The organism is Stenotrophomonas testudinis (assembly GCF_024499815.1).
Taxonomy (GTDB): domain Bacteria; phylum Pseudomonadota; class Gammaproteobacteria; order Xanthomonadales; family Xanthomonadaceae; genus Stenotrophomonas.
Genome location: NZ_JAMOKY010000014.1, coordinates 20,545 through 41,678, shown reverse-complemented (window position 1 = coordinate 41,678; position 21,134 = coordinate 20,545). Strand labels below are relative to the sequence as shown.

The following is a 21,134-nucleotide window of genomic DNA, read 5'->3' as shown; positions in this document are numbered from 1 at the left end:
CGCCAGGGAGGCGCAGGGGTGGATGCATCGATCCGGCAGGTGAACCTGCAACGGCTGATCCTCGCGCTTGCCGCGCTCTCTGCCTTGGTGATGCTGGGCAATGCGGTCTGGGCCAGCTACCAGGTGCAGCGCCAGCAGCTGCTTGAAAAGAGCCTGGAAGCCAACCGGGTCTATGCGCACTCGTTGGCGCAGTCCACCCAGCACTTCGTGCTGAATGCCCAGCAGCAACTGGCGGTCGGCGCCGAACGCCTCAGCCGCAACGTCGCCCAGCCCGCCGCGCACGACGAAGAAGTAGAACGGGTCAAGCAACAGACCGATGCCTTCAACAGCGTCATCACGGTCAATGCGCAGGGCGTGGTCGTGGGTGCATCACCGGCCCTGCCCGAACTGCAGGGCAAGGCCCTCACCAGTGCGGCCAACCGGCAGGCGCTGCAGCAGCGGGTGCCGATGGTCAGCGATCCGTTCATCGCCCACACCGGCAACCTGGTCGTCACCCTCTCCCATCCCGTGTTCAACGCCGACGGCAACTACGCCGGCTACATCACCGCCTCCATCCACCTGCGTGACCCCAACGTCCTGCATACCCTGCTCGGCACGCATCCCTACGACGATGGCTCGTACCTGTACGTGGTCAGCCGCGATGGCACCGTGCTCTACCACCCCGAACCCGACCGGGTCGGCCAGCCCGCCACCCGCAACGCCGCCATCGACGCCTTGGCGCAAGGCCGTGCGGGGGCCGTGCACTCGCGCAACCGCCACGGCATGCACATGCTGGCCGGTTTCGCCCACGTGCCCGCCGCCGGCTGGGGCATCGTCGCCCAGCGCCCGGCCGATGCCGCCGTGGCACCGATGGGCACCCTGCTGGCCACGGTCCTGCGCAATGCAGCGCCACTGGGCCTGCTCACCCTGCTGCTGATCTGGCTGTGCTCACGACGCATCGCCTCGCCGTTGCAGGAACTGGCCCAGCACGCACAGGACCGCGATATCGGCGCCGCCATCAGCCAGGTCAAGGCGGTCAATTCCTGGTACTACGAGGCCGCCCAGCTCAAGCAGGCGGTGCTGGTCAGCTTCCGCAACCTCAACGAGCGCATCGGGCTGCTGGACATGGCAGCCCTCACCGATCCCCTGACCCAGCTGCTCAACCGGCGCGGGCTGGAACGCGCGCTCAGCGCGCTCAATGCCTCGGGCGTGCCGTTCGGCGTCATCACCCTGGACGTGGACCACTTCAAGGACGTCAACGACCACCACGGCCACGACACAGGCGACCAGGTACTGGCCGACATCGCCCAGTGCATGCGTGCCAACGCACGCCCGCAGGACGTGCTGTGCCGCCTGGGCGGTGAGGAATTCCTCGCCCTGCTGCCGGAGGTCGGCGCAGACACCGCGCTGCAGGTGGCCGAGCGCCTGCGCAGCGTGATCGAAGCGCATGACTTCCCCACGGTCGGGCACGTCACCATTTCAGCTGGCGTCAGCCATTACCCCGAAACCCAGGCCGATGCAGACCTGGTCATCCGCCAGGCGGACAAGGCGCTGTACCGCGCCAAGCATGCAGGCCGCAACCGCACCGTGCTCTACCGCCGTCGCAGCCATCGGCGCGAGAACCCTCCTTGACGTGATGCTTGCCGTTTCTGCACAACGCCACCGCTCCATACCTGCAACCCTGTCATCACCGCCGTGCCGCCTGCACGGCACTGCTTCGGCTCTATGGCGCCCCTGTTCAACCGGAACACGCACATGGCCCCTACCCGTACCGAAGAACGCATGTCGACGCTGGGCAGTCTGGACGTCCTTGATGACGTTGCCGGCGCCTCGCTGGATCGGCTGACCGACCTGGCCGCGCGCACCTTCCGCGCGCCAGTGGCCTTCGTATCGCTCATCGAAGTCGACCGCCAGCGGCTGATCTCGCGCCAAGGCCTGGCCGTGGCCGAATCGCATATCCGCGACTCCATCTGCGCACACACCATCGGTTCCACCGCGGGCCTGGTCATCAACGACCTCGCCCTGGACCCGCGCTTTTCCAGCCTGCCGCTGGTGGCCGGGCCGCCACACCTGCGCTTCTATGCGGGCACGCCCCTGGTTGCCGCCAACGGTGTGCCCATCGGCGCACTGTGCGTGATGGACAGCGTGCCCCGGCAGTTTTCCGCCGATGACCGGCGCCAGCTGCAGACGCTGGGCATGGCGGTGATGAATGAGCTGGAGCTGCGCACCCTCAGCGGTCGTCGCGATCCGGTGAGTGGCCTGCCCAACCGCCACCAGTTCGCCATCGATTACGCCGCGCGTTCGCTGCGCACACCTGGCCAGCCGTGCTTCGCGGTGATGATCGACATCCTGGATCTGCCGCGTGCCCACGAGGCCGGCCAGGTGCTGGGCATGGCGCCGCTGGAGGCACTGATCCGCCGTGCGGGCGTACGCATCAATCTTGCCCTTGACGGCGTGGCCCAGGTCTACCACGTCGGTGCCACCCGCTTCGCCTTCGTGGTGGAACTGCCCGAGCGCGAGGCCATCGAACGCCTGGTCCACCTGCTGCACGATGACCTCATCCGCCCGTTGATAGCGGCGTCGGTACCGCTGGCACCGCAGTTCCATGCCGGCCTGTGCGGAGGCACCCTGGGGCGCGACAGTGCCGACGACCTGCTGCGCAAGATGATGATCGCGCTCGGCTCGGCCCTTGCCGGCCAGGTCACCTGCTGCTGGTACTCGCCCAGCCGTGATGAACGCCTGCAGCGCAGCTATCGCCTGGCCACCGACGGCCAGCAGGCGCTGCAGCAGAACCAGTTCCACCTGGTGTATCAACCGCGCTTCCGCGCCGGAGATCTTGCCCCGGTCGCAGCCGAAGTCCTGCTGCGCTGGAACCACCCGCAGCTGGGCGCGGTCAGCCCCGCCGAGTTCATTCCCGTGTTCGAGCGCACCACGCTGATGCATGGCGTCACCGCGTGGGTGTTGGAACATGCCTTCAGCCAGCTCGCGCAATGGCGGCGCGAAGGCCTTACCCTTACCCTGTCCATCAACCTGTCCGCGCGCGATGTCGCCCACAAGGGCATGGCCGACGCCTTCATTTCGACCCTGCTGGGCAAGGGCTTGTCCTGCACCGATGTGGAAATCGAGATTACCGAAGGCGAATGGCTGCGCGCCGATTCGCTGCCCGGCGAACAACTGCAGCAACTGGCTGCGGCCGGCGTGCGCGTGGCGATTGATGATTTCGGCAGTGGCTACAGCAATTTCGGCTACCTCACCGAACTGCCCATCCACACCATCAAGCTGGACAAGTCGATGATCGACGACCTGCCCACCGATACCCGAGCGCGGTTGAAGGTGCAGGCCGTCATCGGCCTGGCCCACGGCCTTGGCTACAACACGGTAGGCGAAGGGGCGGAAACAGGCGAACAGGTGGCGCTGCTGCAGGCCTATGGCTGCGATGAAATCCAGGGCTTCGCGCTCTCGCGGCCCATCACTGCGGGCGAACTGGCGGCGCTGCAGACGGTACCGTACGTTCCAGCGTGAGCCCCAGTGCTGGCTGAACAGGATTTTCGACGTTCATCATTTGCGAACACAGTTGAGCTCGCCAAGACGGCATCATGTCGCCGCCGCAGCAGCGCCCCTTCCACTGGAATTCTCTTGCAGCCGTCTTCCCCTCCTGCCGGACAACCGGCCACGTCGTCGCGTCGCTTCTTTGAATACCTGGCCGTACGGGCCGGTGAACAGTGGTTTGCCGTGGATGTGCAGGCCACCGTCGAGATCCGCGGGCCGGAAACGTTCGACCGCCCGATCAAGGAAGGCCGCCCTATCCTCACGGTGCGCGAGAAGCCACTGCGCGTGGCCGACCTGCGCCGCCTCAGTGGGCTGACCCCGTTCACCTACACCTGCCCGGCGATGGCCCTGGTGCGGGCCGGGGTGGATGTTATCGGCCTTGCCGTGGATGAAGTAGGCGACATCGAGAGCGTGCCACGCAAGCAGCTGCGCGCCGACAACCCGTTGGGGTATGTGTTCTGCAGCCAGAGCATCGCCGCGGCCGACAACAGCGAGATACCGGTGATCGACCCGTCGTTGTTGATTGCGGCCTGACCGCGCCGCCGGGCATGGCCCGGTGCTACCCCTCCCCCGCAGCCGCGACGCCCTCCGGTAGCGCCGGGCCATGCCCGGCGGACGTTTGCCTACGTCACAATCGCAAACCCCAGCGCCAACACCAGCGCCGAGGTCAGCAGGAACGACACCAGCACGAACCCCGCCGCCGGCAGATAACCCACGTCATTCAACGCCACGAACGTGCGCGTTCGCGCCCACAGGTACCAGACCACCGCTGCAAGCCCGATTGCCGCGCCCCAGCCTCTCGCTTCCACGCCCACCGCCTGCGACACCGCAAGCAGCAACACAAAGGGGCACGCCAGGAACGCCTGGATGGAGAACGGCTCACGCAAGGTATCGCGGTCAATCGGCAGGCGTTGCCGCCACAACGTGCTCAGCGCCGCGCCCAGCGCAAAAATGCAGAACACCGCCGAGCGCGTCAGCAGCAGGCCCTGCTCGCTGGAAAACAGCAGCTTGCCCAGCGGCCCGGATACCGACAGCGGCGCCTGACGCATGGTCATCTCCAGCGCGTGCGCCAGCACCACCGACAGGATCAACATCAGCACCGGACTGATGGCATCGGCAAAGCGGTGCTCCGGGTCCTTGGCGAACTCGCGCCGCGTGTAGATCGCCACCTCGCCCGGTCGCACCAGTACCCGCCACAGCGTACGCGGATAGAAAACCAGCCAGCCCACCAGTTCGTAGAGAAACTCCTCAAGCGATCTAAGCAGTCGGATCAGGTCCATGGGATCAGGAGCACCGTCAGGGGTGGGGCCAGCTTACAGCCAGCGCGCCCCGCCCCTGTAGTGCCAGCCCACGGCTGGCAGCATGTGCCGCAGCCGAGCATAGGCTCGGGTTTACAGCAAACCCGCTGCGTCCGGCGCATGCGGCGGCCAGGCCACCACAACCCGCAGTCCTCCCAACCGTGCAGAGCGCTGCAACGTGACCGCCGCCCCATGTGCCTCAGCCACACCACGGACAATGGCCAGGCCCAATCCGCTGCCCTCTACGCCGCTGCCAAGAATCCGGTAGAAACGATCGAATACACGTTCGCGCTCTTCTTCGGCAATGCCCGGGCCACTGTCGTCCACGCTGAACCAGGCGGCTCCATTCTCCTGGCCTGCCTCTACCAGGATCTGGCCACCGCTGGGCGTATAGCGGATGGCATTCTCAAGCAGATTGCGCACCAGCGCACCCAACCCTGCCTCATCCCCTCTCAGCTCCACCGGCGACAGGGCCAGCGACAGTCGCAACGATTGCAGATCCAGCAGCGCCCGGAGGGCATCGACTTCAGTGGCCACCAGCGCTTCCAGGCTCAACCGTGCCGTAGCGGACCGCGAGGTCGCCTCGGTCCGGCTGAGCGTCAGCAGCTGCGCCACCAGTCGCTCCAACCGCCCTACTGAATCCTGCAGCAGGTCCTGCGCCTTGAATCGGTCGGACGCATCGGCAACCAGGCGCGCGTTGTCCGCGTGCACCTTCAGCGCGCTGATGGGAGTGCGCAGTTCGTGGGCGGCGTCGGCCACGAAGCGCCGCTCGCGCGCCAGCGCTGCGTGCAGCCGCTGCAGCAGGCCATTCACCGCCTGCACCAGCCCGTGCACCTCACGGGGCACATGCTCCAGCTCCAGCGGCGACATCCGCTCCGGATCGCGCTCGCCAATCTGGTCCGAGACCCGCTGCAACGACCGTGTCACGTGGCTCACGCCCCACCAGATCACCAGCGCCATCAGGGGCAGCGCCAGCAGCAGCGGCAACAGCGTGCCGCCGGCAATGTCCTCGGCCAGCTCCTCGCGAATGTCCGAGCGCTCGCCCGACTGGAACCAGCGCCCCTCGCCGGTGCGCAGCGTAAAGGTGCGCCACTGCTCGCCATTGATCACAGGGCTCGCAAAGCCGGCCACCAGTGCGGCCATCGGCGCGACCGGGGCACTGTCCGAACGAAGCAACAGCCGTGATTGCCGATCCCATACCTGGAAGGCCAGCTTGCTCTCATAGGCGTGGCCGTCGGTGAACGCCAGCGCATCGCCCACGCCTTCGGCGCGGCCGTGCCAACCACGCAGCACGATCGGGTCGCCAGGAAACGCGCTGAGATCACCCAGCGGTTCATCCACCAGCCCCACCAGCACCCGCGTCGACTGCACCAGCCGGGCATCGAACATCTCCCCGGCCTCCTGCAGGCCGGCGCGATAGCTGAAGAACCCAGCCACGGCCATCAGCACAGCCAACGTGCCCAGCAGCGTGATCAGCAATGTCCGGCGCATGGATGTCATGCGTCAGCATCCGATGCGTGGCCCAGCGCATAGCCGATGCCGCGCACCGTGCGGACGATGCCGGGGTCGACCTTGCGCCGCAGCTGGTGCACGTGCACGTCCACCGCATTGCTGGCCACGTCCTCATCCCAACCGTACAGGTGCTTCTGGATGGTTTCCCGTGCCATCGGTCGCCCGTTCTGTTCCATCAGCAGCCGCAGCAATGAGAATTCCCGCCGGGTCAGGTCCAGCATCCGGCCCTTCCACCGCGCCTCCAGCGTGGCCGGGTCCAGATGCAGGTTGCCGGCATCCAGCGTGGGTTGCGCCCTGCCGCTGCTGCGCCTGACCAAAGCGCGCACGCGCGCCAGAAGCTCGGCGGTGTCGAACGGCTTGCCCAGGTAATCATCCGCGCCGACATCCAATCCCAGGGTACGGTCGGTGGCCCGCTCGCGGGCGCTCAGCACCAGGATCGGCACCGGGTTGGCCGCCGCGCGCAGGCGGCGGATCACTTCAATGCCATCCACCCGCGGCAGCCCCAGGTCCAGCACGACAAGGTCGAAGTCGCCATCCTTGGCCGCCAGCAGAGCCGCCGTGCCATCCTCTACCCAGTCCACGGCGAAGGCTCCGCGGCGCAGGGCCGTCCGGATGCCTTCGCCCAGGGAGCGGTCATCTTCTACAAGGAGAATGCGCATGGCGGCAGTGTCCGGTTGCCGGTCCTACTTTGCAAGATGGCCCATGACATCCTTCAACTTGGCCTCGGCCTCGTGGCGACGGCCTGCGTCAGCCACCTCCCGCCCGGGTCGGGCCGGCGCCGTCACGGCCTTCTGCAGCGCCGCCTGCGCCGGCGCCCACTCCTTCTGGTCGCGGAGGAAGTCGCCGTAGAAGTAGTTCGCATCAATGCCGTTGGGGTCGATGTCCAGGCCCTTCTTCAGCATCCGGCGTGCCTGGTCGTCATCACCAAAGCCCAGCGGCCAACCGGGCACCTGGTAGTACAGCGCGCCCAGGCTGGTATACGCCGCGCCATCCAATGCCTGCGGGTCCAGCTTCAGCGCCGCCTCGAAGTCGGCGCGCGCCTGCTTGACCAGGCTGAGCGCGCCCATCCCGCCCTTCTCGCCCGCAAGGCTGGACAGCACGATGCCTTCCCAGATCAGTGCACCTGCATCCCTGGGCGCAGCCTGCCGTACCTGCGCGGCCTGTTTTGACAAGGCAGCAAACGCGGCCTCGCGCTGGGCTTTGGGCGTCTGGTAATTGATCTGTGCCCAACGGTCGCGTACCTGCGCCACCGTGGTCGACGGCTCTGCCGCTACGGCCACCCCGACCAGCACGACGGCGGCGATGAGGATGAGATAGAACATGGTCTTAGCCTGCGTGCGCTTCATGGGAAGTGTCCTGGTCGGGATGAAGTGGGGAGGGTTGTGTGATCGCCGAGGGGGTACTGGCATGGCGCCTGACGATCGGCAGCTGCCTGCGCAGGCTGCGGTCCACCAGTTCCGGCAGCAGCCCGTTCAAGCGTGCAAACAGTCGCTCCGGCCAGCCCAGCTGCAGCCGCGGGTTTCCCGAGCGCAGCGCCGCAAGCAGCGCCGCCGCCACGCGCTCGGCCGGGTCGTGGGTCACGCCAAGTTCGGCGTTCATGGCATCGACGGCCGCACTGTTGAAATCCGTGCGCGTTGCGCGCGGCGAGAGGTACTGGAACGTGACCGTGCTGCCCGCGTACTCGCGGCCCAGTGCCTCCACCAAGCCACGCAGACCGAACTTGCTGGCGCTGTAGGCGGCAAATCCCGGGAATGCCAGGCTGCCGAAGGTCGAGCCGAGCACCGCCACACTGGCCTTCGGCTGGCGCTCCAGCAACGGCAGCAGCGCATGGATGAGCAGCATCGATCCCACCAGGTTGGCCTGCATCAGCTGCTCAAGCGACTGGGCCGATTGCCCCGCAAACAGACCGAAGGCAGCGCTCGCATGGCCCACCACCAGCATTGAAGGCGCTGTCGGCAGGACCTCGGCCCGGGCGAGCAACGTGCTGCGGCCCTCGGCCGTACCGATATCGGCCGCCACGGTCACCACCTTGCCTGGCGGCAGCGTCGACGCCAGCGCCTGCAGGCGCAGCCCATCACGGCCTACCGCCACCACCGTTGCGCCCTCGCCCACCAGCCCTGCGCACAGCAGGCGACCGATGCCACCGCTTGCCCCGGTCAGTATCACTGTCCGTCCGCGCAGTTCCATCACGCGGCCTCCGCCAGTCGCGCGCCACCGTTGCGCAGCGTGCGGAAGATATCGCCATACAGCACGTAGAAGCGACGTGCCGCGTGGATGACGGCCGCCTGGTCGGCCGGGTCGTCCAGCTTGTCCACCAACGACTTGAAGAAGCCCACATGCTCGATATCCAGATCGCCGTGCGAGAGCAGGTAGCTGAAGGCATTGCGAGGCAGATCCAGCGCAGCCTGCAGGCTGTTGGCGGCCTGGGTGGCCAGCGCCACGCTGGTACCCTCCAGCACCAGCACCATGCCGAAGAAGCCGACCGGGTTGCCGCGCTGGATGGTGTCATAGGCATAGCTGACCATCAGCTCGGTGGCCAACGCCGGCTCGGAAGCTGCCGCTGCAGCGCGGTCGCCGCCCGCCGCGGCAATATCGTCCAGCACCCACTCCTGGTGGCCCATCTCCTCTTCGATGTACTCGCCAATGGCGGTGCGCAGCCATTCCAGCCGTGCCGGCAGGCGCGCGCCGCAGGCCATCAGCAGCGGCACGGTGTGCCGCACGTGGTGGTAGGCCTGCTGCAGGAACGCCAGGTAATCGCCGCGGTCGATCCGGCCGGCCAGTGCATCGCCGATGATCGGAATCTGCAGCAGCGTCTGCCGCTCGTACGTGGTTTCGGCCAGAAGATGGTCGTGGAAGCTCATGCGTGGTCTCCAGTGGAACTGAAAGCGGGTTGGCCGTAGGCGGCATCGATCCCGGTCTGGTAGTGGGCGAGGATGGCCTCGCGGCGCGGCCTGCCATTGGCCGTCAGCAGGCCCGCCTGCGCGGTGAAGGGCGTTGCCAGCACGTAGCGGGCAATCCGCGCGTAATCGGGCAGCCCCGCGTTGATGGCGGCCAGGGCGGCTTCAAGGGCCGGAGTGCCCTGCTGCGGGAACCGCGGCACCAGCACCGCCACGTTGTCGGCCCGGGCCTCGCCCCATACCAGCGCCTGTGCGATGGCCGGATGCGAAAGCAGCTCGCTCTCCACCCACTCGGGTGAGACATTGCGGCCGAAGGCCGTAATGAACACGTTCTTGCGGCGGCCGGTGACGTGTACGTAGCCGTCCGCATCGATGTGGCCCAGATCGCCCGTGTGGATGGGGCCAGGGGGCATCGGTTCTCCGCCCAGGTAACCCAGTGCCCGCGAACCGTCCACAACGATCTCGCCGTCCACGATCTGCACCTGTGCGTGCGGCAGGGGCTGGCCAACGGAGCCATCGCGCTGTGCCCCGGGGCGGTTCAGACACACCACCGAACCGCATTCGGTCAGGCCATAGCCCTCGAACACCGGCAGGTTGAGCTGCCGCGCCCGCGCGAGCAGCTGTGGCGCGACACGGCCACCGCCAACTGCGAGGTATCGCAGCGACGCCGGCAGCGCGGCCCCCTGCTCGGCGGCCATCACCAGCGCCAGCAGCAGCTGAGGCACCAGAATGACGCTCTCGGGCTGGTAGCGGTGCAGGCAGCGCAGCAAGGTAGGTAGATCCAACCCGGCAGCGCCCGTGTAGCCGATTTCCTGAAGTGACGGCAGCGCGATCTCCGCACCCGACAACACCGCCGCGTAGAGGCCAGCCACGTTTTCCAGCAGCGTGGACAACGGCATCAGGCACAGGTGCCGCTTCGGCGCGATCGCCGCGGCGGCGTCGGCCAGCGAGCCGGCCACCGTCAGCAACGTTTCCGCCGAAAGGCAAACGCCGCGCGGGTGGCCGGTGCTGCCGGAGGTGTAGGTCACGCACGCCGTGCCCGCCGGCAGAGCCGCGCTGGCGGGGGCACGCAGCCGCGCCGCATGTGCACGCAGCCCAGGCAGGGCGCCTGCGTCGGCTTCGCCGTGCGCCGGCAAAGCATTGGCGGCGGTCACCAGCAACTGCGCCGCGCTGCTGTGCAGGGCGTGCTGCACCTGCTCCTGCGAAAAGAACGTCGGTAACGGGACGTGGGCCACGTCGGCGATGCGCAGTGCAAGGTCAAGGACCATCCAGTCCGGCCCGTTGTCCAACCGGCTGGCAACACACCGCACCCCGGATCGTTGCAGCCACTGTGCAAGCTCCAGTACGCGCGATTGCAGCGCCGAAGCAGCCAGCGTTTCCTGGCTGGCAAGCACAGGTTGCCGGTGCGCCTGCAGCAGACGCAGAAACTCCTGCGCCGACGCGCTCATGCCGACGCTCCCACTGTGCAGGCGGCATCGGTCGGGGCTACCGCACAGGCCTGGCCACCAAGAAAGGCAATGCCTTCGCGGATGTTGCCGCACATCAGCCGCGGCTGCGTCTCATAGTAGCGCCCCCAGTCTGCCGCGCCGCTGCCCATGCGCTCGGCACGCGCGGCCACCAGATCAATGGGGGCCAGGTGCAGGCGCACAAAGGCGTTGCGCAACTGCTGCGTGGCCACGAACAGCACCCAGTCCACCTGGGCGGCATTCAGCACCCAGGCCAGTTGCACGATCAGCTCGCGTGCCACACCGGGGGTCGAGGCAGCAAAATGGCCAACCTCCGCAATCTGGTCGCGGCGTGGTGCGCTGTGCAGCCGCTGCCCGAGCACCTCTTCCACCGGGTCATCCAGATAGTGCTCCACGAACAGGACAGCGCTGGCCGCGTTGCGCAGGCCCACCGCAGCCACCAGCTGCCCGCGCGTATCACGGTAAGCCAGCAACTGCGGCATGAAGCTGCGCACGTCGGCGCCGAAGCGCTGGCGGTAGGTAGCGGCAATGAAAGCCTCCACTTCGCCGCGCTGGGGATGGTCGGGGGTGATGAGGGCCGCTTCGGCAAACCTGCCCGGATGCGGGGCCAAGGGAATCGGCAGTGGGATCGTGTCCATGGGACAGGATCGTGATGGCCGCCGATTAAGGCTCGATTAGCCGGTTGTTAGTCGATTGTTAGCGCTTCGCTGCCATTTCGTTGAGCTGTGCCGAGCCATCCATTCCGGCAGCACCTCCGCTGGCATCGGCCGCCCAAACAGAGACCCTTGGAAGAGCTCGCAGCCCAGCCCAAGCAGCAGCTCGTGCTGCGCTGGCGTCTCCACGCCCTCCGCCAGTGCGGTCGTTTCGACTCGGTCAACTCGAGCTCCAGCAAGGCAGCGTCAATCCCCGTCTGCTGGATGAGCGCGGCTGCAGCATCGACGAAGGCCGGATCCTGCAGCTGCACCGGGCTTGCGCGCAGAAAAGCAAAGCGGGCCGTGACGATGGGTGGGCGATCACCCACGTGCACGGCTACACGCAGCGATATCGGCGTGGGCACGACACGGTCTGCGGCCGCCGGCCGGCGCGGCACCAGCGGGACGCGATGCCCCCAATCCCCGCAGCAAAAGCTCCCGCTAACGGCAGCAACGCCCGCTGAGCAGCGAAGATCACGTGAGCATGCTTAACGATTCATGCTGTATGGTTGAAGTCATCTGGCTCCTCTGCGGCGCGAATTCTTCGCCCCCGTGTCTAGCCCCTTACCGGCACGACACATGACCCCGTCCTCCGCGTTCCGGATCCTCAGGATTCGTCCCTTGCTGCGCCTCAATGGGATGATCGACCGTCTGGAGGCACTGCACTGCAAGTGCCTGCAGTGCGGAGACGAAGCGCGCTATTCGGAACCAGGGGGCCTTCGACACGTTGAATCGGGTATCGAGTTGACCTGCCCCGCCTGCGGTACCAGCGGCACGCTCACCACCGCCCAGCTGTTTGCCACGTGGGTACAGCAGGTGCGGCGCGACCGCGTGCTGGCCCTGGCCGGGATAGACCCCGAAACGCTCTACGGGCCCTAGTCCAGCCAGGCGCCGCGCAAACTCATACCTGCGCCATGCCCCCATCCACCGCCAGTTCGGCGCCGGTGGTGAAGCTGCTCTCGCTGCTGGCCAGGAACAGCGCGGCCGCGGCCACTTCCTCGGCCCGGCCCAACCGCCCCATCGGCACCAGACCGGTAATCGCTTCGCGCACCTCGTCGCTCACCGCATCGAACATCGCGGTATCCACCGGGCCGGGGCTGACGACATTCACGCGGATGCCCTTCGGCGCCAGCTCATTCGCCCAGGTGCGCGCAAACGCGCGCAGTGCTGCTTTGCTCGCGCCATAAACGCCGTAGCCCCGGGTACCGATTGCACCGGCAATGGACCCGATCAGTACGATGCAGCCCCCCGCCGGCATCAGATCAAGCGCACCCTGCGCCGCAAACAGTGCCGCACGCACGTTCAGCGCGAAGGTGCGGTCGAACAGATCCTCGCTGACATCATCCAGCATTGCGAACTCGGAAATACCGGCGTTGATGGCCACCACATCGATGCGCCCTGCATCCGCACGGATGTGATCGAACACCTGTGCAAGCCCAGCCGTCGTGCCCGCATCAGCGCGCAGCGGGTGGATCCGCCCTGTTCCCGTTTCCGCCAAGGGCTGCGGCGCTGCTTTCCCGGCCGAGCGGCTGGTGGCGTACACCGTTGCGCCCTCGGCGGCGAAGCGCTGCGCGATCGCGCCCCCAATGCCCGAGCCACCACCGGTTACAAGGGCGACTTTGTCCTGCAATCTGTTCATCACGACCTCGCATGGTTAAGTGCGGCCGATGATATACAGCTTATACTTACGGCAAAATACGCACTTAAGCTAGCGTAGATATCGTGGAGTAAACCGATGCCCCGCTCTACCCAACCGCACACCCGTACCGACTGCGTTGCCGAAGACGCGCTGATCGACGTGCACCGTTCGCGCCCGATCCTCGAACAGATCGCCAGCAAGTGGTCGATCCTCATCCTCACCGTGCTGTGTTCGCGCCCGTCACGATTCAACGAGATCATGCGTCGGCTGGACGGTATCACCCACAAGGCGCTGGCCGATGCGTTGAAGCGGCTGGAACGCAACGGCTTGATTCAACGGCATGTACTGCCCACCACGCCCGTAGGCGTGGAGTACACGATCACCGCGTTGGGGCGTTCGCTGCAGCAGCCGTTCACCGCGCTGTACGACTGGGCCTTGCACTACGGGCCGGAGATGGAACGCGCCCAGGCCGCGTACGACCAGGCCAGGTAGCGCCGGGCCATGCCCGGCGAGCGCAGCGGCGCCGCCGTCCATCAGCTGTCGCATCTGGCTCGCCAACAGCGCCGCTCAGGTCGCTTCAAGGCACACTTCACGCCTTCAACGCGCTCGACAAGGCCGCTTCATACAACAACTAGGAAGCGGGAAGCGTCACACGCGTCGGCACCTGCCGCGCACTTTGCGTCATTCCCAGTCGTGAACGGCGTAAGCAAAGCCCGATGACGTCATTCACTGTCGCGTGCGTCCGGGATGAAGCATGCGACACTCGCCCCGGCCTCTCCGCTGCGCTCATGATCTTCGGATTTTTCTCATTGCATCGAACAAGCAGGCGTAAACACCATGGCGTGCCACTGACAACGAGTGGCCGGGTCTGCAAACCCGTGTAATAGATACGCCTGTTGTTTGCGCTTGCCCGCCGGTACCGCCCGGAAACCGGTACCGGCGGGCAATCCGTCGGCCTGTATGGCGGGCGGTGCGTGGGGGTCTTCGTACCCACCGGTCTATGGCGTTTCTTTACCCGGTTTGCAGCCACGCACCGTCCGCCACCCGCTTCCGCGCGGTGGCACTGTTAAGTACAGCCACGGAAGCCGACGCCATGACCATACGCAAGAACCCGCCCTTCCCCGTCGATGATTCCACCAACGACGACGACAATCCCTCCTCCGATCTCAGCACCTTCCAGGGCTGCCTCAAGCGCATCCGCGATGGCGAAGGCTCGGATGGAATGCTGTGGCCGGAAGAGAACCTTTCCGAGGGCCGCAGGCAGTCGCTGGCCCGGATTGATCGTGCCGCCGTGGCCATGCTGACCGCGGTGGAGATGCTGCATGCAGCAAGCCGTTGCGAATCGTTCGCCACGCCCAGCCGACACTTGGACGAAGGCGTGGTTGAGGGGTTGTTCTTCGCCTGCCGGGAGCTGGCCGAAATGGTGTGCAGGGAAATCAGGCCCGCCTGACGTCGCCGCGCTGCGCGCTCGCGGGGCATGGCCCCGTGCTACCACCCCCCTGCACCGGTAGCGCCGGGCCACCCCGGCGAAAAACCGAACGCGCCGCGCAACCACGCTTAGCGCGCGGTCCAACCACCATCCATCGGGAGCGCCGTGCCCGTCATCTGCGCCGCGGCATCCGACGCCAGGAATACCACCATCTGCCCAAGCTGCTCCGGCGTCACGAACTGCAACGAAGGCTGCTTCTCGGCCAGCAGTTCACGCGCGGCCGATTCCTGGTCGGTTCCGTCCCGCTCCGCCAGCGCAGTAATCTGCTTTTCAACCAGCGGGGTCCGCACCCAGCCCGGGCAGATGGCATTGGCCGTGATGCCCGTGCCCGCGTTCTCCAACCCGGTGACCTTGGTAAACCCGACCACGCCATGCTTGGCCGCCACATAGGCCGACTTGTTCACCGAGCCCACCAAGCCGTGCGCCGACGCGATGTTGATGATGCGGCCCCATCCCTGCTGCTTCATGTGTGGCAACGCCGCTGCCGTTGCGTGGAACACCGCAGAGAGATTCAGCGCCAGAATCGCATCCCATTTCTCAACGGGGAATTCCTCGATGGGCGCGGTGTGCTGGATACCCGCGTTGTTCACCAGAATGTCGATGCGGCCCATGGTGGCAACGGTACGAGCGATCATTTCGCGCACCGCGTCGCCACGGGAAAGGTCGGCGCCATCATGCGTCACCCGCACGCCGAACTCGCCTTCCAGGCTGGAGCGGATGCGCTCGATGTCCTGCGCGTCTCCGAAGCCATTCAGCACGATGTCGGCGCCTTGCCTCGCCAGGGCCGTGGCAATGCCAAGACCGATACCGCTGGTGGAGCCGGTAACTACCGCGACCTTTCCACTGAACATGGGCAAGCTTCCTTGGGACGGAGGCCCAAGTGTAAATCCACGCCACGCGTGGATGCTCGCCCGCGTCGACCCGCAGCTAGAACCGCACGCCCGCCCGATCAACGGTCGCGAGCGGATTGGCCTTCCGCACCGCCTCCAGGAAGAGCAGGAAGTCGCGGTTGAACAGCGTCAAGTTGTTGGTGAACGTGACGCACCTTCTGCCCGCCGCCTTGCTGAAGCACACCTGCCAGACATAGCGCCCGTAGATCCTGTCGGACGTTCGTGTGACTGAGGTGATCTGCGAAAGCGGAACCGCCGTGGGCACCGGTCCCCGCCGCAGGTAAAAAGCTTTCGTATCGAAGAAGTAGTGCTCGCGGTCCTCTTTCCCATCCACCAACACCAAGGTCATGGAGGTACCGGAGATCCGGCGAGGCGTGTTCAGACGCAGCCCTGATCCCAACGCAGAACGGGCTTTCAATGACGCACGCCGATGGATCAACCAGATGGTCACCAACGGAAGTGCTGCAAGGGCAGCGGCGGCCACGGTTTTCACAACTACCAGTGTGCTCGGCACACAGAACTCCTGGATCAACGTTCAGCATTGGCGACCGCTTGCCCGCTTGGGCCGGTTCAACCTTGCCAAGCGTGCCGCGTCGTACATGTGGACGCCGCCGGCCCGCCATGGTGCCACGGGGGCGCACGCAATGGAAAAGCCGCCTTACTTCAACCGCTCCACCAACCGCTGCCCCACCTCCAGAGCCGACGCTGGGTTCTGCCCGGTAATCAGCTCACGGTCCACCACCACATGCCCGGTCCAAGGCGTGGCGTTGCTGCTGAATCGCGCACCCGCTCGCTGCAACGCGGTCTGCGGATAGAACTTCATCTCACCGCCGCCCAGCATCGGCTTGGCCTGCGCTTCTTCCTGGTTACTTATCACCGTCATCTGGTAACCGCTGTAGATCCACTTCGGCGTGGCCGGCATCGCGCCCGCCTCCAGCTTTGCCACGAAACCACCCGCATCCGGCAACGTGGACAGCAGCGCGATCGGCCCGTGGCAGACCAGCGCGGTGGTCTTGTTGCGCTGGTGGAAGTCAGCCAGCAGCCGGCCCAGCGCCGGGCTCTTCAGCAGGTCCTGCATCGGCGCATGGCCACCGGGAATGTAGACCGCATCGAAGTGGGCGTAACCCTGCTGCTCGATGCGCGCCAGGCTCACCACCGGCGAGGCCGTCGGCGAGGTCAGCGCCAGTTTCTCCAGCAACTCCTTGTGCAGCGTCAGCTGCGCCGCATCGTTGCCGAAGTACGCCGGCGTCACCGAGGACGCATCCACCGTTGGCGCCCGCCCCTGCGGCGTGGCGAAGATCACCTCGTGGCCCGCGTCCAGCAGCAGCTTGACCGGCTGCATCAGCTCGTTGAGATAGAAGCCGGTGGACAGCACCTTGCCGTCCTTCAAGTCCAGGTGGTTTTCGTCGGACAGCACCACCAGCACGTTGGCGGCATGGGCGCCGGTAGCCGCCAGGGTCAGAGCCAGCGCTGCCGCCAGCCGGGTCATCAGGTTCATGAGGAGCTCCTATCGGGGAATGACCGCCACTTTATTCATCGCTCCAGCGGCGATAAATTGGCGCCATCGCAAAACATCTGTTCCCCGGAGAGCCAAATGAGCCGCAAGTTCGACTATCTGGGCGATGTGGAGGTGTTCCTGGCGGTGGTCGAGCACGGCTCGTTCACCGCCGGCGCGGTGGCGCTGTCCACCACGCCCTCGGTGCTGAGCCGCGCGGTCACCCGCTTGGAAGCGCGGCTGGGCCGGCAGCTGCTGCAGCGGACCACCCGCCGCGTGGGCCTGACCGACGCCGGGCGGCTCTATCTGGAACAGGTGCGCACCGCCTTCGGCCTGCTGGACGACGCCGAGCGCGACGTACTGGCCCAGGACGGTGCGCTGGCCGGCCGCGTGCGCCTGAGCGTGCCCACCACCTATGGCCACTACCGACTGCCGCCCGTGCTGGCGCGCTTTGCGCAGCAGTACCCGCAGGTGCAGGTGGAACTGAACATCACCAACCGCAACGTGGACCTGGTGGCCGAAGGCTTCGACCTGGCCATCCGCCTGGGCCAGCTGCCGGACAGCGGGCTGGTGGGGCGGAAGCTGGAAGACGCGCCGCTGCTGCTGGTGGCCGCGCCGGAGTACCTGCAGCGCCGCGGCACGCCGCAGACGCTGGACGACCTGCAGCAGCACCTGTGCCTGCCCTTCGTGATGCCGCGTACCGGGCGGCTGGCGCCGTGGATCATCCGCGACGGCGGGCGCGACGTGGACTGGCTGCCGCGTTCGTCCATCGAGACCTCCGACGATGTGCTGGGCGTGGTGTCGCTGGCCGAACAGGGCATCGGCATCTGCCAGAGCTATGCATTCATCGTGCGCGAGCGGTTGCAGCGTGGGCAGCTGGTGGAAGTGCTGCCGCAGCTGCGAGGGAGATCGCGGCCGTTCTCGGTGATCTATGCGCCACATCGGCGGCAGTCCGCGGCGGCGCGGGCGATGATTGAGTTGCTGGTGGGGAATGCGGCTGGGTTTGGGGATGGTGCTGGTTGAGGTTGTGATGCTTGCTGGCGGTGTCGCGTTTGAACCGGCTTTCTGGCCGTACGGCTGATTGAGCGCTGTTGAAGCCAGGGGCTGACTAAGAACTGTTGTAAAGAAGACTGTCGCGCTATGCGCTTGCGGCATGGGTGATTACGCCACTTTTATTCGTAATCCGCAGGGCATCTGCGCGAATGCGTCTTGTGGAGTCGCGTGTTGCACGAATGCTGCGTGCAACAATGGATCTTCGCTCTCGAATCCCGCGATTTCTTCGCGAATTTCAATTTGCATTCGGAGAGACGGCGTAAACACCATGGCGCGCCACCGACAACGGGTGGCATCGGGTCTGCAAACCCGAGACGTTAGAAGTGCCTGTTGTTTACGCTTGCCCGTCGGCACCGTCCTTAACCGGTGCCGGCGGGTGATGCGTCGGCCTTTATGGCGGGCGGTGCGTGGGAGTCTTCGGACTCACCGGTCATGGCACTACTTCGTCCCGGTTTGCAGCCACGCATCGTCCGCCACCCCGCTTACGCGGTGGCGCTGTTAAGCATAGCCACGGAAGCCGACGCCATGAACGATTCCGACACCTTCTCTTCGTACACCGTTGTTGAGCCCATCAACGACGACACTCCCCTGCCCGACCTGAACTCCCTGCTCGGCATCCTTAAGCGCATGCGCGGCTGCGAGGGTGCAGATGGGCATCCCTGGCCAGAAACCGATGTGTCACCCGGCCGCCGCGTGAGCTTGGCGAGGACCGAGCGCGCGATGGTGGGGGCGCTGACGGTGCTCGAGCTGCTACACGCGGCAGACCGCTACCGGGTGGCAGCGGATCCAGAGCGGCATTTGGATGAGGGGGTTGTTGATGGGTTGTTTCTAGCTTGTCGGGGGTTGGTTGAGTGGGGTTGTCGGGAGATTAGGCCGGAGTAGGTGTGGCGCTCATCTGCCCCATGCCACGATTACCGACGATATGAGGTTCACTTCATTTGCAATAGCTGTAGGAGTAGGCAAGCGTCCTAGATGCCCCCGACTATGGCAGCTTAGGCCGAGTGATCGCACCATATGCCTGCCCCACTTTGGCTTGGGCACCCAGCTTCCTATTCAGAAGGTTTAACCGTAAGATCGGCCTCGGGGGCAGGCATTTCCTCTCGCCTAGGCGAGGGCGGCACTAATAAGTAACAGCTTCGGCTGTTGGGCTCCGGCCTACTGATCCTTTGGGATGTTCAACGGTAACCAAGACTCCCTGCCCCCTCTTTTCTTTTTCTTGGAGAGGGTCGTGAGGGACAAGATCTGGTTCACCTACAAGGCTCGAATAAAAGCTCACGAACGATTGGAGCGAATGGATTTCCATTCGCAACTCCTTTTGGTCTGGTACGCAATTCTGAGCTCGATCCTAGCCATTCTGAGCATCAGATATCCAACTATACTTGGCGATAACACCGACATATTGGGCGCCATACTTTCAATTGGCCTGCTAGCAATCTCACTATCTGTAACGAACAGGGATTTCAGAGGCCGTGCCATGCTGATGCGAGGGAACTACTTGCATTTGCAGAAACTTTACAACGACATCCAGCCAACCGGTCCAACTCTCGCAGAGCAAGATTTGTACGCCGGACTGCTCAGGGACAGCGAGAATCATACATCAATGGATGACATCTTGGCGCGGGTGTTATCCACTGGTCTGACAAGCAGAATTCCCACTAAAATTGAGTACGCAAGAGGCATCGCATCAATAATACTTAGGTACATATTGATAATCACCCTCTATGCCACCCCTTTAATTGCAGCGTACTGCGCAATGGATACTTGCCGATGAAGGCCCCTGAGAGTTTCAGAGCCAGGTTCTCGAAGGATCACTTGATCGAGATATACGCGGAGCGCATATCAAAGTCTTCAGCCATCGGAATCGACCGAGTAAAGCCTTCGACCCTAGGAGAAAGACTCGGGGATGAAATTTCGTTAATTCATTCAAAGATCATCCAAGGTAAGTACAAATTTACGGCCTATAAAGAGAAGCTCATATCAAAAGGCTACAACTCAAAGCCGCGACAAATTTCAATTCCAACCGTCCGAGACCGTATAACATTGCGCGCACTTTGCGAATGCTTGGGCGACGTCTATCCCGAATCCAAGCTTAAATTGCCCCACATCGCAATCGAGACACTCAAGGGGAAACTATCATCCGGCGAATTCTCCGAGTTCGCGAAGATAGACCTTCAAGGATTTTATCCATCCATTCCGCACAAGCTAATTCTTGGAAGCACTTGGAAGAGAATCAGGAAAATCGAAATTCGATCTCTAATCCGAAGTGCCATCACGACACCGACAGTGCCAGAATCAAAAACATCGAAGGGCCTAAAGCCTACCACAATAGGCGTGCCCCAAGGCCTCGCAGTTTCCAATCTACTGGCCGAGATATCAATGATTGAAGTAGATAAACACTTCAATTCGATTGAAGGAATCTGGTATTGCAGATACGTCGACGACATACTAATTCTGACGTCAAATGATCAGGCAGCGCCGACCGCCAGTGAGATCATCACTAGGCTTAAGAAAATGGGCCTCAAGGCCCATGAGCCAGGAGGAGACTCAAAAACAAAGATAGATAAACTAAGCCAAGAGTTCAGCTTTTTAGGCTACCTCATCAGCAGCAATCGAATTCGAATTCGACGCGAGAGCATACTGAGATTTGAATCTTCAATTGCAAAAATTCTTACAGCCTACAAGCACAAGGCCTCAGCAGCCCGGAGCGATGCCGAGAGATCCAGAGCCCTCGCATACTGCAAGTGGAAAATAAACCTAAGAATTACGGGATGCACCTTCAACAACAAAAGACTCGGATGGGTTTGCTATTTTTCACAGATCACAGAAACATCACAGTTACGCACCGTAAACTGGACAATCTCCAAGCTAATGAATCGCTTTGGGCTAAAGGATAAATTCAAACCCAAGTCCCTTATCAAGACATACTATGAGCTCAGCGGAAAGAGCCTGGAGGCTGGGAGCTACATCCCAAACTTCGACAATCTTAGCGCCGCACAGAAGCGCGAGCGCCTATCAATGTGGCTTGGAGAGCGCGTAGCCGCAATGTCAGACGAGAAAGTAGACCGACTCCTCACTTTAAAAATTACAAAGGCAGTGAGAGACTTGGAGTCCGACATCGTGCACACGTACTAGAATTCCTAAAATCTCATGTAATTGATAATTAATTATCAATTGC

The 21,134-nt window shown here is 64.3% G+C and carries 22 protein-coding genes; 10 read left to right on the top strand and 12 right to left on the bottom strand.

Annotated features, from left to right (window positions below):
* Positions 1-18 precede the first annotated feature (18 nt).
* The 3 genes from NQ204_RS10260 to NQ204_RS10250 all read left to right on the top strand — a co-directional run bounded on the left by NQ204_RS10260 (position 19) and on the right by NQ204_RS10250 (position 4,062).
* Positions 19-1,611 carry a diguanylate cyclase gene (locus NQ204_RS10260; RefSeq protein ID WP_256643808.1) on the top strand — a complete coding sequence of 531 codons (1,593 nt, stop codon included), beginning with the start codon at positions 19-21 and terminating at the stop codon, positions 1,609-1,611.
* Positions 1,612-1,734: 123 nt separating this feature from the next.
* Positions 1,735-3,501 (top strand): putative bifunctional diguanylate cyclase/phosphodiesterase, encoded by a 1,767-nt coding sequence (locus NQ204_RS10255; protein ID WP_256643807.1) that lies wholly within the window; start codon positions 1,735-1,737, stop codon positions 3,499-3,501.
* 114 nt (positions 3,502-3,615) lie between these two features.
* Positions 3,616-4,062 carry a chemotaxis protein CheW gene (locus NQ204_RS10250; protein ID WP_256643806.1) on the top strand — a complete coding sequence of 149 codons (447 nt, stop codon included), beginning with the start codon at positions 3,616-3,618 and terminating at the stop codon, positions 4,060-4,062.
* 89 nt (positions 4,063-4,151) lie between these two features.
* Here NQ204_RS10250 and NQ204_RS10245 read toward each other — a convergent pair whose 3' ends face one another.
* The 8 genes from NQ204_RS10245 to NQ204_RS10210 all read right to left on the bottom strand — a co-directional run bounded on the left by NQ204_RS10245 (position 4,152) and on the right by NQ204_RS10210 (position 11,339).
* Positions 4,152-4,808 (bottom strand): hypothetical protein, encoded by a 657-nt coding sequence (locus NQ204_RS10245; protein WP_256643805.1) that lies wholly within the window; start codon positions 4,806-4,808, stop codon positions 4,152-4,154.
* 111 nt (positions 4,809-4,919) lie between these two features.
* Positions 4,920-6,305 carry an ATP-binding protein gene (locus NQ204_RS10240; protein ID WP_116863257.1) on the bottom strand — a complete coding sequence of 462 codons (1,386 nt, stop codon included), beginning with the start codon at positions 6,303-6,305 and terminating at the stop codon, positions 4,920-4,922.
* Between the two features lie 17 nt (positions 6,306-6,322).
* Positions 6,323-6,997, bottom strand: a complete 675-nt coding sequence (locus NQ204_RS10235) for a response regulator transcription factor (RefSeq protein ID WP_116863256.1) — start codon at positions 6,995-6,997, stop codon at positions 6,323-6,325.
* Between the two features lie 24 nt (positions 6,998-7,021).
* On the bottom strand, positions 7,022-7,660 hold the full coding sequence (locus NQ204_RS10230) for a hypothetical protein (RefSeq protein ID WP_488192355.1): 639 nt from the start codon (positions 7,658-7,660) through the stop codon (positions 7,022-7,024).
* Positions 7,661-7,664: 4 nt separating this feature from the next.
* Positions 7,665-8,525 carry an SDR family oxidoreductase gene (locus NQ204_RS10225; protein WP_256643804.1) on the bottom strand — a complete coding sequence of 287 codons (861 nt, stop codon included), beginning with the start codon at positions 8,523-8,525 and terminating at the stop codon, positions 7,665-7,667.
* On the bottom strand, positions 8,525-9,199 hold the full coding sequence (locus tag NQ204_RS10220) for an iron-containing redox enzyme family protein (RefSeq protein WP_116863254.1): 675 nt from the start codon (positions 9,197-9,199) through the stop codon (positions 8,525-8,527). Before NQ204_RS10220 ends, NQ204_RS10225 begins: the two co-directional genes overlap by 1 nt.
* A complete protein-coding gene (locus NQ204_RS10215; RefSeq protein ID WP_256643803.1) occupies positions 9,196-10,683 on the bottom strand; it encodes an AMP-binding protein in 1,488 nt (495 codons plus the stop codon). The genes NQ204_RS10220 and NQ204_RS10215 overlap by 4 nt, the downstream gene beginning before the upstream one ends.
* A complete protein-coding gene (locus NQ204_RS10210; RefSeq protein WP_256643802.1) occupies positions 10,680-11,339 on the bottom strand; it encodes a thermostable hemolysin in 660 nt (219 codons plus the stop codon). The genes NQ204_RS10215 and NQ204_RS10210 overlap by 4 nt, the downstream gene beginning before the upstream one ends.
* 633 nt (positions 11,340-11,972) lie before the next feature.
* Between NQ204_RS10210 and NQ204_RS10205 the strand changes: the two genes are divergently transcribed.
* Positions 11,973-12,272: a hypothetical protein gene (locus tag NQ204_RS10205; RefSeq protein ID WP_256643801.1), complete on the top strand. Its 300-nt coding sequence runs from the start codon at positions 11,973-11,975 to the stop codon at positions 12,270-12,272.
* Between the two features lie 22 nt (positions 12,273-12,294).
* On the opposite strand, the gene NQ204_RS10200 is transcribed toward NQ204_RS10205, so the two are convergent.
* Positions 12,295-13,032 (bottom strand): SDR family NAD(P)-dependent oxidoreductase, encoded by a 738-nt coding sequence (locus NQ204_RS10200; protein ID WP_256643800.1) that lies wholly within the window; start codon positions 13,030-13,032, stop codon positions 12,295-12,297.
* 96 nt (positions 13,033-13,128) lie between these two features.
* Between NQ204_RS10200 and NQ204_RS10195 the strand changes: the two genes are divergently transcribed.
* Both NQ204_RS10195 and NQ204_RS10190 read left to right on the top strand, forming a co-directional pair.
* Positions 13,129-13,524 (top strand): winged helix-turn-helix transcriptional regulator, encoded by a 396-nt coding sequence (locus tag NQ204_RS10195; RefSeq protein ID WP_116863248.1) that lies wholly within the window; start codon positions 13,129-13,131, stop codon positions 13,522-13,524.
* Positions 13,525-14,032: 508 nt separating this feature from the next.
* Positions 14,033-14,482, top strand: coding sequence for a hypothetical protein (locus tag NQ204_RS10190; protein ID WP_256643799.1), 450 nt, complete (start codon positions 14,033-14,035; stop codon positions 14,480-14,482).
* 107 nt (positions 14,483-14,589) lie between these two features.
* Here the strand turns inward: NQ204_RS10190 and NQ204_RS10185 are convergent, their stop codons facing one another.
* The 3 genes from NQ204_RS10185 to NQ204_RS10175 form a co-directional block, all read right to left on the bottom strand.
* Complete coding sequence (locus NQ204_RS10185; protein WP_256643798.1) at positions 14,590-15,372, bottom strand: 3-hydroxybutyrate dehydrogenase; 783 nt, start codon at positions 15,370-15,372, stop codon at positions 14,590-14,592.
* 76 nt (positions 15,373-15,448) lie between these two features.
* Positions 15,449-15,925 (bottom strand): hypothetical protein, encoded by a 477-nt coding sequence (locus NQ204_RS10180; protein WP_256643797.1) that lies wholly within the window; start codon positions 15,923-15,925, stop codon positions 15,449-15,451.
* A gap of 144 nt (positions 15,926-16,069) precedes the next feature.
* Positions 16,070-16,909 carry a type 1 glutamine amidotransferase domain-containing protein gene (locus tag NQ204_RS10175; RefSeq protein ID WP_256643796.1) on the bottom strand — a complete coding sequence of 280 codons (840 nt, stop codon included), beginning with the start codon at positions 16,907-16,909 and terminating at the stop codon, positions 16,070-16,072.
* A 96-nt stretch (positions 16,910-17,005) separates the two neighbouring features.
* Between NQ204_RS10175 and NQ204_RS10170 the strand changes: the two genes are divergently transcribed.
* The 4 genes from NQ204_RS10170 to NQ204_RS10155 all read left to right on the top strand — a co-directional run bounded on the left by NQ204_RS10170 (position 17,006) and on the right by NQ204_RS10155 (position 21,091).
* The gene (locus NQ204_RS10170; protein ID WP_256643795.1) at positions 17,006-17,929 is read left to right on the top strand and encodes a LysR family transcriptional regulator; all 924 of its coding nucleotides are present in this window, start codon (positions 17,006-17,008) and stop codon (positions 17,927-17,929) included.
* A gap of 555 nt (positions 17,930-18,484) precedes the next feature.
* The gene (locus NQ204_RS10165) at positions 18,485-18,841 is read left to right on the top strand and encodes a hypothetical protein (protein WP_256643794.1); all 357 of its coding nucleotides are present in this window, start codon (positions 18,485-18,487) and stop codon (positions 18,839-18,841) included.
* Between the two features lie 346 nt (positions 18,842-19,187).
* A complete protein-coding gene (locus tag NQ204_RS10160) occupies positions 19,188-19,730 on the top strand; it encodes an SLATT domain-containing protein (protein ID WP_256643793.1) in 543 nt (180 codons plus the stop codon).
* A complete protein-coding gene (locus NQ204_RS10155) occupies positions 19,727-21,091 on the top strand; it encodes a reverse transcriptase domain-containing protein (protein WP_256643792.1) in 1,365 nt (454 codons plus the stop codon). The genes NQ204_RS10160 and NQ204_RS10155 overlap by 4 nt, the downstream gene beginning before the upstream one ends.
* Positions 21,092-21,134 lie beyond the last annotated feature (43 nt).